The following is a 14481-nucleotide window of genomic DNA, read 5'->3' as shown; positions in this document are numbered from 1 at the left end:
AATAATAAATGGCACACATTTCATTTGACAGCTCTAATTTAACTAACTTCGTTCATGATAACGAACTTGGCGAAATGCAAGCTATGGTCACAGCTGCTGACAAGGAGCTGCGTGAAGGCACTGGCGCCGGAAATGATTTCCGCGGCTGGATTGACTTACCAACAGATTACGACAAGGAAGAATTTGCCCGCATCAAAGCGGCAGCAAAGAAGATTCAATCAGACTCAGATGTCTTAGTAGTAATCGGGATCGGTGGTTCATACCTCGGCGCCCGGGCAGCCATTGAATTCTTACATGAAACATTCTGGTCATCACTTTCACGTGAAGACCGTAAATTCCCACAAGTTGTCTTTGCTGGGAACTCTATCTCACCTTCATACGTCAACGATCTAGTGCACATGATCGGTGACCGTGACTTCTCTGTTAACATTATCTCAAAATCTGGGACAACGACTGAACCATCAATCGCTTTCCGAGTATTCAAGGAAAAGTTAATTGCTAAGTATGGTGAAGAAGCTGCCAAAGGCCGTATTTTTGCCACAACTGACCGCAAACGTGGTGCGTTGAAGCAAGAAGCCGACGCTGAAGGTTACGAAACATTCGTTATTCCTGATGATGTTGGTGGTCGTTTCACTGTTTTGACCCCAGTTGGTTTATTGCCAATTGCTGTTTCAGGCGGCGACATCGATTCATTAATGAAGGGTGCTGCTGATGGTCGCAGTCAATACAGTGATGCTGATTTGACTAAGAACGAAGCATACCAATATGCTGCTTTCCGGAACATTTTATACCGGAAGGGCTATACTACTGAAATTCTTGAAAACTACGAACCAAATATGGCGATGTTCTCAGAATGGTGGAAGCAATTAATGGGCGAATCCGAAGGGAAAGACCAAAAGGGTATCTACCCATCATCAGCTAACTTTACGACTGACTTACATTCATTGGGTCAATATATCCAAGAAGGTCGTCGTAACTTGATGGAAACTGTCATCAAAGTTGAAAACGCCACTAGTGACGTTGACATCCCTAAAGAAGCTGAAAACCTTGATGGTTTGAAGTATCTTGAAGGTAAGACGATGGCACAAGTTAACACCAAAGCCTTTGAAGGGGTTATTATGGCCCACGTTGATGGCGGTGTTCCTAACATGGTCGTTAACATTCCTAGCCAAGATGCTTACACCTTGGGCTACATGATTTACTTCTTCGAATCAGCTGTTGCTATTTCTGGTTACTTGAACGGGATCAATCCATTCAACCAACCAGGTGTCGAAGCTTACAAGAACAACATGTTCGCTTTACTTGGCAAACCAGGCTACGAAGAATTAACTAAGAAGTTAACCTCACGCCTTAAATAAGCACAATAAAATTTAAAAAATTTGAGCGTCTTCAACATCTCGGTGTTGAGGACGTTTTTTAGTTGTTAGGCTAAAGGTTAAAAGCATTACTAGCAACTGTTACGTCTAAAGTAGACTTGCCCAAATTCAGTGCTCCGTCAGCCAGAAGCGGTGTGCTGTGGGGACGGCGCCAGCCAAAGTACGGTCCCTCGTCCGCATGATAGCGGTAACATCCAGAAGCGGCAGTATTTGACTATTTTCCATAGTCTGATTATTACCGTGGTGGAACAGCAAGCTTAAGTTTTAACCCAGTTGCAAAAGTTCGGTGACCGTGCGATGATTTAACAATCAGGACACGTCAATCAAGGAGTATGGACATGAAAACTTTAAATATTATTGAGAGTATCGTCATTGTTGTTGGACTAATCATGTTTGGTCTAGGGAGTAAAGTTGCTAGCATTCAGCAAGCAGCACCTTGGTTACAGTATGCTGGGCTGATCTTGGTGTTTGTGACTGGGCTGAGTGATGCCATCTACCGGATTGTTGCGAAGAAAAGTTTTTTGAAATAATGTGATTACTTTTACGAGTTAAAAACACATCTAAAAAATGTCACCGTTTAGATATATCAACTTAGTTTGATGTCTAAATGGTGGCATTTTTGGTTGGATGATTGGCGTAAAAACCTTGTCATTAAAGGGATTTGACGTTGGAACGTCCCACGAATAAATCGTTACCCCTGGTATTCGATAATGCTTTACATCATTCACTATTAATCGCATGGTATAAATGAGGAAATGATCAGTGGGGACGTACTCCGAAATAAATCATGGGAGGAACTAGTATGAGCTTTTTAGAACTACATAATATTCATAAAGCCTACACTTTAAATCACCACGAAAATGTGATATTAAAGGGCATTAATTTGAATTTTGATCGCGGGGAATTTATCTCTATCTTAGGTGAATCTGGTGGGGGTAAATCGACCTTGATGAATATCATCGGTGGGTTGGATCATCAATATGAAGGGGACGTGTTAATTGAGGGCGAATCGCTCCGTTCCATGAACGAACGACGTCTGACAGAATATCGGCGTGAAACAATTGGTTTTATCTTTCAAAACTTTAATCTGGTTAGTTATTTAAGTGTCCTAGATAATGTCTTGCTTTCATTAAAGATGACAAAACAGTCACATGCTGAACAAGTGAAAAAAGCCGCCTCGTTACTGAAACGGGTCGGACTGGAACCACAAGCTCATCAATATCCAAATGAATTATCTGGTGGACAAAAGCAACGGGTCGCTATTGCGCGGGCCTTAGCGAGTGATCCAGATATTATCATTGCTGATGAACCAACTGGGGCATTGGATAGTCAGAATACGTTAGAAGTTATGGATATTCTCTATTCAATCGCTGCCGAGGGTAAATTGGTGATTACCGTAACCCACTCGCAAGAAGTGGCAGACTATGGAACACGGATCGTTCACTTAGATGATGGTCAAATTCATGACGAATTAGTGATCGGGGCGCCATTTGACGAAGTGGCTAAGAAACCGACTAAATATCGGACGCTAGGTTTTCGCCAGATGTTTAAAATGTCGATGCAACACATGCGTCGGATGTGGTTGCGTTACCTGCTCATTATCTTTGGATCATCGATTGGGATCAGTAGTATTGTGGTCATGCTTGGTCTCGGTAGTGGGATTCAAAACTACATGAATCATCAAATTACGTCACAGGTGAACCCAACCGCGGTACAGGTGTCGAAGAAGACCAAGGCTGTTGATCCGGCTGATCAAAAAGATGCGAAGACGGCCGCTGAGTATAAGGCCGCAGTCAATAAGACTCAGACGACTGCTGAAAAGAATGCTCAAGTGACAGCAAGTGAGGCTAAGCAATTAGCCAAGCTCAATTATGTTGATTCTGCTAAGCTCGGTTATTATTCAGCAGCTGCGACAACTGGTTATCAAAAGAAAACGGTTACGTCTTCCTTGCAAACAGACAATACCACTGTTTTGGATAAGACTATCAAACAAGGTAAGCGGCCAAAAGGTAATGAAGTCTTGATTGGTCGCAAATTGGCTAAAAAGTTGGTTGGCACTAAGCATTACAAGCAGGCTTTGAATAAGTCGATCACGGTCAAATTGTCGGCTGTTGATAATAAAAATACGGCAGTGACAATTAATCGTAATCTGAAGGTTAGTGGGATTACAGGTAGTAATGACCTTTCAATGGTTGTGCCAGCGAAGACTTTAAAAGCCATGTATCAGAAACAAAATGTCACCTACCGGCCAAACTTTACGATTGTCCAAATCAGCAAATTATCGCACGTTAAGGCAGTTGAACATCAAATCAAGCAATTTAAGACTAGTGACAAGAAGCAAAAGTTTAATTATACAGGAATTGGTGATTTGGTTGATTCATTGAACACTTATATTCGATTGGCAACTAACGTCTTAACAGGGGTAGCTGGGATTGCACTATTGGTTTCGGCCATCATGATTATTGTCGTCTTATATGTCAGTGTTTCAGAACGAACCCGTGAAATTGGGGTCTTACGGGCCTTGGGTGCGCGTAAACGTGATATCAGTCACTTATTCTTCGCAGAAGCGTTGACCATTGGGGTACTGGCAGCGATTGTCGGCTTGATCTTTGGTCAGTTATGGCAAGCCTTGGGGAATGCGGCCGTTTATAGTTTAATTAAATATCCAATTGTGCGGATTTCTGGCGCAGCGATGCTCGGAGGGGTCACTGTCAGTGTTGTTATCAGTTTGTTGGCGGCCTTAGCACCGGCTCACATGGCTGCACGACTTGATCCAGTTGAAAGTCTGTCACATGAATAATTGAAGTGAGGGGAAGCAGTATGTACTTTTTCATTACGACTAAAATTGATTCGACGCCGTCTGCGATTGAAATTGCCATGATTCAACGACAGCGCTTATTTACAAAGCATCGCGTCCCATCATTGATCGTGACACGTAACTATGTACGTGATTTGCATAAGAATATGCGTGCGGTCGGGTTGGATGATGATTTTCTGGTTAATATGTATGATTATTTTCAAGGGACGACTGATTATGAAGGTGAGGGCTTAACGCCGGCCAATTATCCAAGGGTGAATGGCGAAACGTTAGAGCTCATTAATAAGAACGAGTTTGATGTCGTGCAACGGGGAATTCGGCAAAAGGCACTCATCTTAAACGGCAAGGGAAACATTGATTACGTCAATGTGTTTAATCCGCAAGGGGCTGTCAGTCGGCGCGATTATTATGATACTCGCGGTTTCTTATCAGTCGCTCAATATTTTGATCAAAATCAAAATATTGTCTTGGAGCAACATTGTAATTTGAAACACGAACCGGTGTTGGAGACGTATTTTCGGCCAAATGCCAAAAAGCAGCCAATCGCGACGCATCAGCGGCTACTTAATTTTCATGGGCACGACTATGAGTTTGAAGACTGGGATCAATTGACGGCCTTTTTCTTGGATGCCCTCAATAATGAATATGGTGGTCGTGGCACGATGATCGTGGATCGTAGCGATGCTGGCATGAATCCGATTGTTGAAATGACTTCGGATGCACGCAAGTACGAATTTTTACACAGCAACTTCACACAAGACCCACTGGACGTTGTTAACTCGCCGATTGTGCCATACACCCAAATCGGCCTAGATCACGCAGACCAAATGGCTGGCTTTATCATGTCAACTGCGGCGGAATGTGAAGATATGACGAACCATATCCATAATGTGGTACCGACGATTCCGATTCCGGTCGGCAGTGTCAGTGATGAACAAATGGGGACCAAGCCCATTGATTTCAGTGAAAGAACACCTGGAAAAATTATCGCGATTGCGCGGCTATCGGTTGAAAAACAATTAGATCAATTGATTAAGGCAGTCGCTTATGTACATGGTAAGTATCCGCAGGCGACTTTGGATATTTACGGCTACGGCGATTCTTGGACTGGTTTCAAGGAAGACAAAAAGCTGCGGACCCTCGTTGATTCACAACAGTGGCAGTCATTTATTCATTTCAAAGGGTTTCGAAATGATTTAACGGATGTTTATAATAAGGCTCAAATGATGGTCTTAACGAGTTCGTATGAAGGTTTTAACTTGGGAACTTTGGAATCGCTGAGTCATGGCGTTCCCGTGGTCGCCTATGATATTAAATATGGGCCATCTGAAATGATTACGGATGGGAAGAACGGTCGGTTAGTGCCGGCCAATAATTTATTGGAACTGGGTCAGGTTATTTTGAGTTTATTTGAACAACCAGAAAAATTGGCAATGATGAGTGAAGCTGCTTATGGTAATAGTGCTCGTTTTTCAGAAGCCATGGTTTGGCAACACTGGAATGACCGAGTGGTGCAACCAGATATCCAAGCAATGAGGGAGGATCATCGTTATGGCAACACAATCGGTAACATCAGCTGATAACTTAGTTGATCACAAGTCGCATCGCAAATATGGGACGCGGGATTTATTACGGTTAATTACGCATTATGCGCACCCGAAAAAGGGGCTGTTCTTAGTCGGCATCCTGTTGTCCTTTGTGGCAACGATCTGTAGTTTATCAATTACCTTATTATTAAAACAATTTATTGATGCTTTTAATCATGGAACATCTGGTCACTTACTTGTGCAGTTGTCCTTGATTATTGTGTTTCAATTGCTGGCAAGTGTTAGTTCGAGCTTTTTACTGAACTACACCGGAGTTGACGCGGTTTCAACACTACGTAGCAAGTTGTGGGAACATATCGTGGACTTACCGATTCCGTACTTCGATCAAAATCGAACCGGTGAACTTTCCAGTCGGGTCGTCAACGATACTTCGACGATTTTTGAATTGATTTCCAGCCAATTTTCAAATGCGATCAACGGGATTATTTCGATCATTGGGTCGCTGGTCTTGATGTTGATGTTAAATTTCAAGTTGACTATTATTATTTTGATTATTGTGCCAATTATGGCAGCGATTATTGTGCCAATGGGACAGATTCTGGCGCGGATTTCGAAAGCAATTCAAAAGGAAACTGCCAACTTGAACAGTGCAGCTGTTCAAATGATTTCACAAAATCGTTTGGTCAAGGCAATGGTTGCTGAAAAGTCTTTGAAACAACAAGGGACGGATCAGGTTAATCGCATTAAAGGTTTCAGCGTCAATCAAATCAAATTAGTTTCCATTTTGAATCCAATTTTGAACATTATTTTGTTAGCTGCCATTTTTATCATTATTGTGTATGGCGGAATTCTGGTTCAAACTAAGGCACTCACGATTGGTAGCTTGGTGGCGTTCTTGATGTACGCAGTCCAGATGATTTCACCTTTGAGTAGTGTGACAGGTTTAGTCACTGCTGTTCAACAAACGGTAGGGGCAACGGAACGGATTGATAATATCCTGGATAGTCCCGTTGAAGATAAACGGGTTGACGGCAAAGATTTAGCAAATATTGACAAAATTAGTTTTGATCACGTTAATTTCGGCTATCAAACGGATAAAATGATTTTGAAAGATATTGATTTGACCATTCAACAAGGGGAACGAATCGCGTTGATTGGTGAAAGTGGGAGTGGTAAGACGACCTTAGTGTCCTTGCTAGAGTCATATTACGCACCAACTAGTGGGAATTTGACCATCAATGGCGACCCTATGGTGGACTTTGCCATCCCAGCGCTACGTAATCGGATTGGTTATGTTAGTCAAGAAGTCGACTTAATGCCTGGCACAATTCGGGATAATTTATTATTAGGGTCGACGACAGCAGTTAGTGACACGCATTTAGTTGATTTGTTAGGCCAAGTCGGTCTTACAGCTTGGGTTCAGGAGCTACCAGCAGGCTTAGATACTGATGTCGGTGAACGTGGCTTGAACGTCTCTGGGGGCCAGCGACAACGGTTAGCAATTGTGCGTGCTTTGGTGCGTAAGCCATCGTTGTTGATCTTGGATGAAGCGACGGCCAGTCTAGATAATCGTAATCAGGAACGGGTAACGGAACTATTAGCAACGTTGCCGAAGGACTTGACGACGATTACAATTGTGCATCGTTTGAATCAGATTGAGGCTTATCCACGGATTCTATTTATGGAACACGGTCAAATTACTGGTGATGGTAATCATGATCAGTTGTTGGCGACCCATGACAGTTATCGCGACTTTTATCAGTTGCAATATCGGCACGGTTAAAGTGGCTAATTTGAGTCAAAGTCATCGAAAAGTGAAATAAAAAGAGCCGTTCACAATCGCCGAGATTGTGAACGGCTCTTTTTAGCAGATTTTGTGTTAAATACTGGTAAAAGTGTGGTGACTTAAAATTGATAAAAACAACTGATGATAGCAGGTGGATTTAGTTATTTATTCTAGTTTGAATAGAAATTATTTATAAAAAACACAAAAAAAGGGGGCAATATAATCAATCGTTATGACAACACAAATTGACCTATGGACAAAAATCTGGTTATCAGGTGTTAAGCGGTTACTTGTTAAATCAGCGGTATAAGTGGTTTTCATAGGGTACTTGGTAGGACAAAAGACAATCAGTAACTCCGTCAAGCGTGCCCTGGGTTCAGAGCGTTTTTAGTATCTTAGTTAAGTACTTGTTTGTTACACAGTATGTACATTTGAGGTCGTAATGTGATACTACCTGTAATTCATTCGAATATTAGTTATTTTATTGACTCAACTGCCGTTGATTGGTTAGTATTTACTCGTAAACAAGGTTACTTGTTTCACATACACATCGAGTGAAGAAAGTAAGATTTTTATATGAATTTATTATTTTCATTTGAGTGATGTGCAGTTCTAAAAAATAATCTAGGGGGTTAACAAAATGAGTTTCTTTACTGATCTTCATGTTTTACCTGGGACCCATACAGCTTCACATACAAGCTCAGTTTCCAATGATATCTTCGGCGGATTACACAGCTTTATTTTGAATCTGATTAGTTTATTTAAATAGTTCAGTAACCTAATCGTTTAAAAATTGAATTTTTAAATGATTTAAGTTCGGTTTGCATGACCAATGATTATGTCACTAATTTAGGAGGGTATTCACATGAGTTTCTTCAGTGATTTACATTTATTACCAGGTACGCATACTTCATCACATACTAGTTCAGTAAGCAACCAACCATTTGGGACGCTTTACCAATTCATCTTAAATGTGATTGCAGCATTTAAGGGCTAGTCAACCGCTGACGTGCTATTGCACCTAACAGTTAAACATTTCAATTCTTAAAGGAGGCAATTAATTATGAGTTTCTTCAGTGATTTGCATTTATTACCAGGTACGCATACTTCATCACATACCAGTTCAGTAAGTAACCAACCACTCGGTACGTTCTACCAATTCGTTTTGAACGTTATCTCAGCTATCAAAGGCTTCTTCTAAAACAAAATTAAAGGGGATTTAAATTATGAGCTTTTTCAATGATTTTCACATTTTACCAGGTACCCATACTTCATCATATACATCAAGTGTTTCAAACGATATCTTCGGTGGTTTCCACAGCTTCGTATTGAACTTGATCTCAGCTATCAAAGGCTTCTTCTAAAACTAAAATTAAAGGGGATTTAAATTATGAGCTTTTTCAATGATTTCCATGTATTACCAGGTACCCATACTTCATCATATACATCAAGTGTTTCAAACGATATCTTCGGTGGTTTCCACAGCTTCGTATTGAACTTGATCTCAGCTATCAAAGGCTTTTTCTAAAACTAAAATTAAAGGAGATTTAAATTATGAGCTTTTTCAATGATTTCCACGTATTACCAGGTACTCATACTTCATCATATACATCAAGTGTTTCAAATGACATCTTTGGTGGTTTCCACAGTTTCATCTTGAACTTAGTTTCAGCATTCAAAGGCTTATTTTCAAAATAAGCACTAAATTAAAAACACAAAATTAAAGGGGATTTAAATTATGAGCTTTTTCAATGATTTTCACGTATTACCAGGTACCCATACTTCATCATATACATCAAGCGTTTCAAACGATATCTTCGGTGGCTTCCACAGCTTCGTATTGAACCTGATCTCAGCGATCAAAGGCTTCTTCTAAAACAAACAATTAAAGGGGATTTAAATTATGAGCTTTTTCAATGATTTCCACGTATTACCAGGTACCCATACTTCATCATATACATCAAGTGTTTCAAACGATATCTTTGGTGGTTTACACAGCTTCATCTTAAACTTAGTTTCAGCATTCAAAGGCTTGTTCTCAAAATAGGGGCCACTAAAACTAGCGAACAATACTTAATAAAAAGGGAGGATTTACATCATGAGTTTCTTCAATGATTTTCACGTATTACCAGGTACCCATACTTCATCATACACATCAAGTGTCTCAAACGACATTTTTGGTGGTTTCCATAGCTTTGTTTTGAACTTAATCTCAGCACTTAAAGGTTTGTTCTAAACAACCATTGTAAATTGATATCGGTCTCAATACTGATACCATGACGCAACGCATATAAGCGGGATGAAGATGGTGGGTTGACAAACTTGTCACCCATCATTTTCGTAAAAAAAGCTTTTTAAGGTTGTATCCGGGGAGGATATCCAAATGTCAAAAGATAATCAAAAAATGACCGGTGATTCAGTTTATCGGGTAAAGATGTATAAAGATGGCAAAAAATGGGTTTATGCTGGCGCGACTACTTTAGCCTTAGCAGCAGGCCTCGTTTTTGCAAATGTTAACGCTTCAGCTGATACGACTAATAATGGTTCAGCTGAACCACAACAAGAACAAGTTGTAACCAATAGTGATGCCGGTTCTGTATCACAAAATGATCAACAAGCTGCCCCAGCAACTGCCGAAGCAACTCAAACACCAGTAAAAACTGATGCTGCAGCACCTGCTCAACCAGCTGCTGAAACACCAGCTACACCAGCCGCAGCTTCTGTTAGTCAAGCTGCTCCTGTAGTTTCAGCACCAGCTTCTGATGCTGAAGTGACTGTAAGCACTCCTGCAAGCGTCACTGTTACTTCTAATGCTTCCAGTCAAGCTACCTCAACTGCTGCAACTCCAGTTGCTTCAGGTGCCGGTGAAGTTAAAAAAGATAGTGCTGCACAGGCTGTCGGCGCAACTGTTGATGGAACTCAATTCAACGCTGAAGCAGGTAAGAACTACAATGTTCAAGTAACTTTAACTAAGAATTCAGATGTTGATTGGTCTAACACTACTGGTCAATTTTCTATCAAGGGTAATGTTGCATCTGATACTGGTACTTGGAAGCTTGCTTCTTATGTAATCGGTGGTAAGACAACTACCTTAACAGACAATGAAGCAGCTGCTATGGGGTCTGTCAACTATAGTGCAATTGGTGATAATGATTCAGTTATCTTGAACTACGTTTATAACGCGGTTACTTCAAGTCCTACCGGTGGTTTAACATTCACTGATGTTCCTGATGCTAATGCTGAAACTGATGTCACAAAAGTTGGCTGGAACTATACTACTACGGTTACGACCGATGACAATACGACAACGCCAGTAGCTGATACTGATGATGTTAACGTTTATTACTTTGTTGTCGTTGGTGTTAATGCGGACGGTACGCCTAATGTTAAACGTATCAATGGTACTGCAGATGACGCTGCCGCTGAAGTTGTTCAAAACGGCGAAGTTGGCGGGACCTATACGATTACCCCAGCAGACTTAGCAGGATATACTTATATTCCACAAGATCAAACTAATGCTCAATATGCATTAACTGGTACCCTTGCTAAGGGTGGTGCCCATGTTGCCTTGATGTACATGGAAAACACTGGCTTAACAACCAAGTATCAAACTGCAGACGGTAGTACAGTTGCTGCTGACCAAAATTTTGTTAACGGTGCTGATGGTACCTTAACTCGTGCTGGCGGGACCTATGAAGTTACTGCACCTAAGATTGATGGTTATAACTTAGTTGGTTATAAGATTGGTGACGATGTCACAGCCAGAGATGCTAGTGACGTGGCTAAAGGAACTTTAGCTGCAGGCAACAACAATGTAACCTTTGTATACGAAGCAGTTCCTGCTGAAAAAGCAACTGTTACGGTTAACTACGTTGATGCTGCTGGTAACGAAATTTCACCTGCTACATCAACTGAATATACCGTTGGCGATCCTTATACGGTTGAAACACCTGAAATTGCAGGGTACGAATATACTTCTGCAGTTGGTGACTTGGAGGGGACTGTTGCCGGTAATACGACAATTACCTTAACTTACACCAAGGATGCAACGCCTGTTGATAAAGCAACTGTTACGGTCAACTATTTAGATGAAGCTGGTAATGTTATCAAGGCTGCTACTTCAACTGAATATGCTGTCGGTGATACTTACAATGTTGACACACCAAAAATTGATGGCTACAGTTATGTGTCGGCTAATGCTGACTTAAGCGGTGAAGTTGCTGGCGATTCAACCATTAACTTGACTTACAAAGCCAATGCAGTTGATCCAGTGAAGACTGGGACTGTTACGGTTAAGTATGTTGATGAAAATGGTGATGAAATCCAACCATCAACTTCTTCGCAATACAATGTTGGTGATAGCTATTCTGTAGATACACCTGCAATCAATGGTTACACTTACAAAGAAGCAGATGGTGATTTGAGTGGGACTGTTGCTGGCGATACTGTTTTGACCTTAACCTATGGTAAGAACGGTGCCTCAACAACGGCTCCTACAACCGCACCAACTGACCCAGATGTTTCTGATCCAGATACGATCAACCCTGGTGAAGACAATAACAATGGTGGCACGACTACTGCGCCAGCAACGACGCCAGATACCGACACCACTGCTAGTGGCGACACTTTGACTGCTACCGACAATGGTACTGCCGGAGTTGTTCCTACTAACACTGTCTTGAAGCCAGTCGTAAGTTCTGCTGACCAAGCAACTAAGAAGTCAGATGCCACGACTTTACCTCAAACAGATGAAGAAAATGGGACTGCTTTAGCTGTCTTAGGTCTCAGCACCTTAGTGATGGGTTCAGCATTGTTCTTTGGCGCGACTAAACGTCGGAAGCACCAAGCTTAATTATTAATAGCGACTTGATTATTTGCTGAACGGATGGAAAGATCGGTTCGCCGACCTTTCTATTCTTTGAGCAAACAATCAAGTTTTATGGAGGAGTTGCATTATGAAGATGTTCAGTTTAAAGCGCAAAGATAAAGATGAAGAATTTGCGAGTGATTCTGGGCGCGCGACGGCCACTTCAACTGTTGCCGCACAGAAGCCCAAAGATACCCAAAGTACCACAAGCCCAAGTACGCGGCCGACAAGCTCACGGCCAGCAAGAAGTACTAGTGCAACGACTTCGCCATCGACTCCCGTAAAAGGACAAAATCGGGTTAGTCAGCGTCGTGCTAGTCAAAAAGCTGCCAAAAATAGTCAAGCACTAGAACGTGAAATGGCTGACTTGAACAAACAATATCAAGTTTTACGGGGAGAATTAAAGGTTCAATTAGTTCAAGATCGTAAGCATGAAAGTCGCCAACGTGAGACAGTTGTTGCAGATCAGGCTAACCTAAGACAACAATTAGCAGATGCTAAGTTAGCCTTTAAGAACCAAGACAAGGTCGTCGAAACGAATGATGACGAACGTCAAGCCATGGTTACTAAGATCACAGCTGAACAAACTGCGTATAACGATGCCAAAGCGACACTTGCTAAGAGTGATCAAACTTTAAGCTCATTAGCTAAGAAGATTAGTAAATCAGAACAAAGTTTAGCAGACTTGCGGAAGACTGAAGCCGACATGCGGAAAGCTATTCAAGGCGAACAAGACTTGAAGAAGTTATTTGTCCTCATGAAGCAACAAGAAAAGCAAGCACAGGAGCTTTATTCAAAGAGTGACGCTATTAACAGTGAACTCGTTAAACTGCAAAAACGTGAACAATCTGAAACGCGGCAACGTGCGAACAAAGAACATGCCATTACGACTGCTGAAAAGGCGTTACATACTGCACAAGATACCTTAGTAGCCTATGACCGTAAGAAGAAGAGTGCCGCTGATGAACAAGACCGGGCTTTGAGCTTATTGAAACAAAAGATCAATCGTTTACAACACGATTATGATCAAAATGCTCAAAATGCGGATGCTTTGGAAAAGAAAATTGCCAACATCGACAATAAGCTCCAATCAGATTATGGGACGACCCATTTGGTTTCACCTGTTGAGTTTGACCAAACGTCTCGTTACTTCTTATTCAGCAACGATTTAATCCAGTCACTGTCACCTGAGGAACAAACCTCAATCAAGATGGTAATGGGCTTGTTAGGCGACGAAGTTAAGAGTGCACCTAGTGTGATTACGGTTAATTATAATGATAACTTACCAACTATCTGGAAGGGTTATCATGACAACGGTTTGGTTTCAAAAGACGCCGGTTTATATAACCTGTATTACACCATTCAAGAAAAAGTTCCTGGCGAAGTTGCCAAGACTAAGTTAGAATTGCCTAGCAACCCCGCATGGGATTACAAACGCAATGAAGCCAAGCAAATTGTTTCAATCGCGGATGATGGTGGCAATTTGATTATGGACTTGAAGTACCGCAAAGACGGGGCTATCTGGTACATTACGTACTTCAATGGTTCAATTGCAACGCGTCGTGATGTCTATGATGCTGCTGGTTTCTTATCAGTTACGCAATACCTTGATCGTGCCAACAATGCTCAAGTGACCTTAGAAAACTTCTATCGTCCAGATCATTCAATTGCTATGATCAAACAATACGGTAATAATCATGAATTATCGATTCAATTAGTTAACGAAGAAGAATCAATTACTAATGTTTTCCATTCTGAAGAGCAATTATTAGTATGGTGGTTAGATTCTGTCATGAAGCAACAAAACAGCGTCTTATTGATGGGTGTTAATACACCATTATTCGACGAATGTCTTAAAGCAACTGATGACAATTTCCACATTTTACCAATTGTATCAGCAGATGATTTGGATAATGCCCATGTTAAAGACATCATTGCCGGCAAGAGCCAGTTAACGTCCTTGGTAGCAACTGATGCTGATGTGCAAAAAGCAATTGAAAAACAAATGACGCGTGACTTGGAAATCACAGTGATGCCCGATGTTGCGGAACGCGTCTAAAAGCAATAGTCGTGAAGGATACCAGCTA

At 41.4% G+C, this 14481-nt stretch carries 16 protein-coding genes; all 16 read left to right on the top strand.

What is annotated here, in order from left to right; genetic code table 11:
- Window positions 1–8 precede the first annotated feature (8 nt).
- The 16 genes from FFM64_RS03140 to FFM64_RS03065 all read left to right on the top strand — a co-directional run bounded on the left by FFM64_RS03140 (window position 9) and on the right by FFM64_RS03065 (window position 14453).
- Window positions 9–1358, top strand: coding sequence for a glucose-6-phosphate isomerase (locus FFM64_RS03140; RefSeq protein ID WP_137606548.1), 1350 nt, complete (start codon window positions 9–11; stop codon window positions 1356–1358).
- A gap of 356 nt (window positions 1359–1714) precedes the next feature.
- On the top strand, window positions 1715–1906 hold the full coding sequence (locus FFM64_RS03135; RefSeq protein WP_137606547.1) for a hypothetical protein: 192 nt from the start codon (window positions 1715–1717) through the stop codon (window positions 1904–1906).
- 272 nt (window positions 1907–2178) lie between these two features.
- A complete protein-coding gene (locus FFM64_RS03130; RefSeq protein WP_137606546.1) occupies window positions 2179–4176 on the top strand; it encodes an ABC transporter ATP-binding protein/permease in 1998 nt (665 codons plus the stop codon).
- 20 nt (window positions 4177–4196) lie between these two features.
- On the top strand, window positions 4197–5774 hold the full coding sequence (locus tag FFM64_RS03125; protein WP_137606545.1) for a glycosyltransferase: 1578 nt from the start codon (window positions 4197–4199) through the stop codon (window positions 5772–5774).
- On the top strand, window positions 5746–7524 hold the full coding sequence (locus FFM64_RS03120; protein WP_137606544.1) for an ABC transporter ATP-binding protein: 1779 nt from the start codon (window positions 5746–5748) through the stop codon (window positions 7522–7524). The genes FFM64_RS03125 and FFM64_RS03120 overlap by 29 nt, the downstream gene beginning before the upstream one ends.
- 643 nt (window positions 7525–8167) lie before the next feature.
- Complete coding sequence (locus FFM64_RS12450; RefSeq protein ID WP_137606543.1) at window positions 8168–8296, top strand: hypothetical protein; 129 nt, start codon at window positions 8168–8170, stop codon at window positions 8294–8296.
- Window positions 8297–8392: 96 nt separating this feature from the next.
- Window positions 8393–8524 (top strand): hypothetical protein, encoded by a 132-nt coding sequence (locus tag FFM64_RS12445; protein ID WP_137606542.1) that lies wholly within the window; start codon window positions 8393–8395, stop codon window positions 8522–8524.
- A 66-nt stretch (window positions 8525–8590) separates the two neighbouring features.
- Window positions 8591–8728 (top strand): hypothetical protein, encoded by a 138-nt coding sequence (locus FFM64_RS03105; protein ID WP_137606541.1) that lies wholly within the window; start codon window positions 8591–8593, stop codon window positions 8726–8728.
- A 25-nt stretch (window positions 8729–8753) separates the two neighbouring features.
- Window positions 8754–8891 (top strand): hypothetical protein, encoded by a 138-nt coding sequence (locus FFM64_RS03100; RefSeq protein ID WP_137606540.1) that lies wholly within the window; start codon window positions 8754–8756, stop codon window positions 8889–8891.
- Between the two features lie 26 nt (window positions 8892–8917).
- Window positions 8918–9055: a hypothetical protein gene (locus FFM64_RS03095; protein WP_137606538.1), complete on the top strand. Its 138-nt coding sequence runs from the start codon at window positions 8918–8920 to the stop codon at window positions 9053–9055.
- Window positions 9056–9081: 26 nt separating this feature from the next.
- Window positions 9082–9225 carry a hypothetical protein gene (locus FFM64_RS03090; RefSeq protein WP_137606539.1) on the top strand — a complete coding sequence of 48 codons (144 nt, stop codon included), beginning with the start codon at window positions 9082–9084 and terminating at the stop codon, window positions 9223–9225.
- A 40-nt stretch (window positions 9226–9265) separates the two neighbouring features.
- Complete coding sequence (locus FFM64_RS03085; RefSeq protein ID WP_137606538.1) at window positions 9266–9403, top strand: hypothetical protein; 138 nt, start codon at window positions 9266–9268, stop codon at window positions 9401–9403.
- Between the two features lie 27 nt (window positions 9404–9430).
- Entirely contained in the window at window positions 9431–9574 is a 144-nt protein-coding gene (locus tag FFM64_RS03080; RefSeq protein ID WP_137606537.1) for a hypothetical protein, read from the top strand.
- Between the two features lie 51 nt (window positions 9575–9625).
- Window positions 9626–9763 carry a hypothetical protein gene (locus tag FFM64_RS03075; protein ID WP_137606536.1) on the top strand — a complete coding sequence of 46 codons (138 nt, stop codon included), beginning with the start codon at window positions 9626–9628 and terminating at the stop codon, window positions 9761–9763.
- A 147-nt stretch (window positions 9764–9910) separates the two neighbouring features.
- Window positions 9911–12379 carry a MucBP domain-containing protein gene (locus tag FFM64_RS03070; RefSeq protein WP_137606535.1) on the top strand — a complete coding sequence of 823 codons (2469 nt, stop codon included), beginning with the start codon at window positions 9911–9913 and terminating at the stop codon, window positions 12377–12379.
- Window positions 12380–12482: 103 nt separating this feature from the next.
- Complete coding sequence (locus FFM64_RS03065; RefSeq protein ID WP_137606534.1) at window positions 12483–14453, top strand: coiled-coil domain-containing protein; 1971 nt, start codon at window positions 12483–12485, stop codon at window positions 14451–14453.
- The last annotated feature ends 28 nt before the right edge of the window (window positions 14454–14481 follow it).

This window comes from Lactiplantibacillus daoliensis (assembly GCF_005405005.1).
Lineage (GTDB): Bacteria > Bacillota > Bacilli > Lactobacillales > Lactobacillaceae > Lactiplantibacillus > Lactiplantibacillus daoliensis.
This window is presented reverse-complemented; position numbering and strand designations above follow the sequence as displayed.

Excerpts from the sequence above, each read along its gene's own strand:
- FFM64_RS03140 (WP_137606548.1), top strand. The coding sequence starts at position 9 with ATGGCACACATTTCATTTGACAGCTCTAATTTAACTAACTTCGTTCAT.
- FFM64_RS03135 (WP_137606547.1), top strand. The coding sequence starts at position 1,715 with ATGAAAACTTTAAATATTATTGAGAGTATCGTCATTGTTGTTGGACTA.
- FFM64_RS03130 (WP_137606546.1), top strand. The coding sequence starts at position 2,179 with ATGAGCTTTTTAGAACTACATAATATTCATAAAGCCTACACTTTAAAT.
- FFM64_RS03125 (WP_137606545.1), top strand. The coding sequence starts at position 4,197 with ATGTACTTTTTCATTACGACTAAAATTGATTCGACGCCGTCTGCGATT.
- FFM64_RS03120 (WP_137606544.1), top strand. The coding sequence starts at position 5,746 with ATGGCAACACAATCGGTAACATCAGCTGATAACTTAGTTGATCACAAG.
- FFM64_RS12450 (WP_137606543.1), top strand. The coding sequence starts at position 8,168 with ATGAGTTTCTTTACTGATCTTCATGTTTTACCTGGGACCCATACAGCT.
- FFM64_RS12445 (WP_137606542.1), top strand. The coding sequence starts at position 8,393 with ATGAGTTTCTTCAGTGATTTACATTTATTACCAGGTACGCATACTTCA.
- FFM64_RS03105 (WP_137606541.1), top strand. The coding sequence starts at position 8,591 with ATGAGTTTCTTCAGTGATTTGCATTTATTACCAGGTACGCATACTTCA.
- FFM64_RS03100 (WP_137606540.1), top strand. The coding sequence starts at position 8,754 with ATGAGCTTTTTCAATGATTTTCACATTTTACCAGGTACCCATACTTCA.
- FFM64_RS03095 (WP_137606538.1), top strand. The coding sequence starts at position 8,918 with ATGAGCTTTTTCAATGATTTCCATGTATTACCAGGTACCCATACTTCA.
- FFM64_RS03090 (WP_137606539.1), top strand. The coding sequence starts at position 9,082 with ATGAGCTTTTTCAATGATTTCCACGTATTACCAGGTACTCATACTTCA.
- FFM64_RS03085 (WP_137606538.1), top strand. The coding sequence starts at position 9,266 with ATGAGCTTTTTCAATGATTTTCACGTATTACCAGGTACCCATACTTCA.
- FFM64_RS03080 (WP_137606537.1), top strand. The coding sequence starts at position 9,431 with ATGAGCTTTTTCAATGATTTCCACGTATTACCAGGTACCCATACTTCA.
- FFM64_RS03075 (WP_137606536.1), top strand. The coding sequence starts at position 9,626 with ATGAGTTTCTTCAATGATTTTCACGTATTACCAGGTACCCATACTTCA.
- FFM64_RS03070 (WP_137606535.1), top strand. The coding sequence starts at position 9,911 with ATGTCAAAAGATAATCAAAAAATGACCGGTGATTCAGTTTATCGGGTA.
- FFM64_RS03065 (WP_137606534.1), top strand. The coding sequence starts at position 12,483 with ATGAAGATGTTCAGTTTAAAGCGCAAAGATAAAGATGAAGAATTTGCG.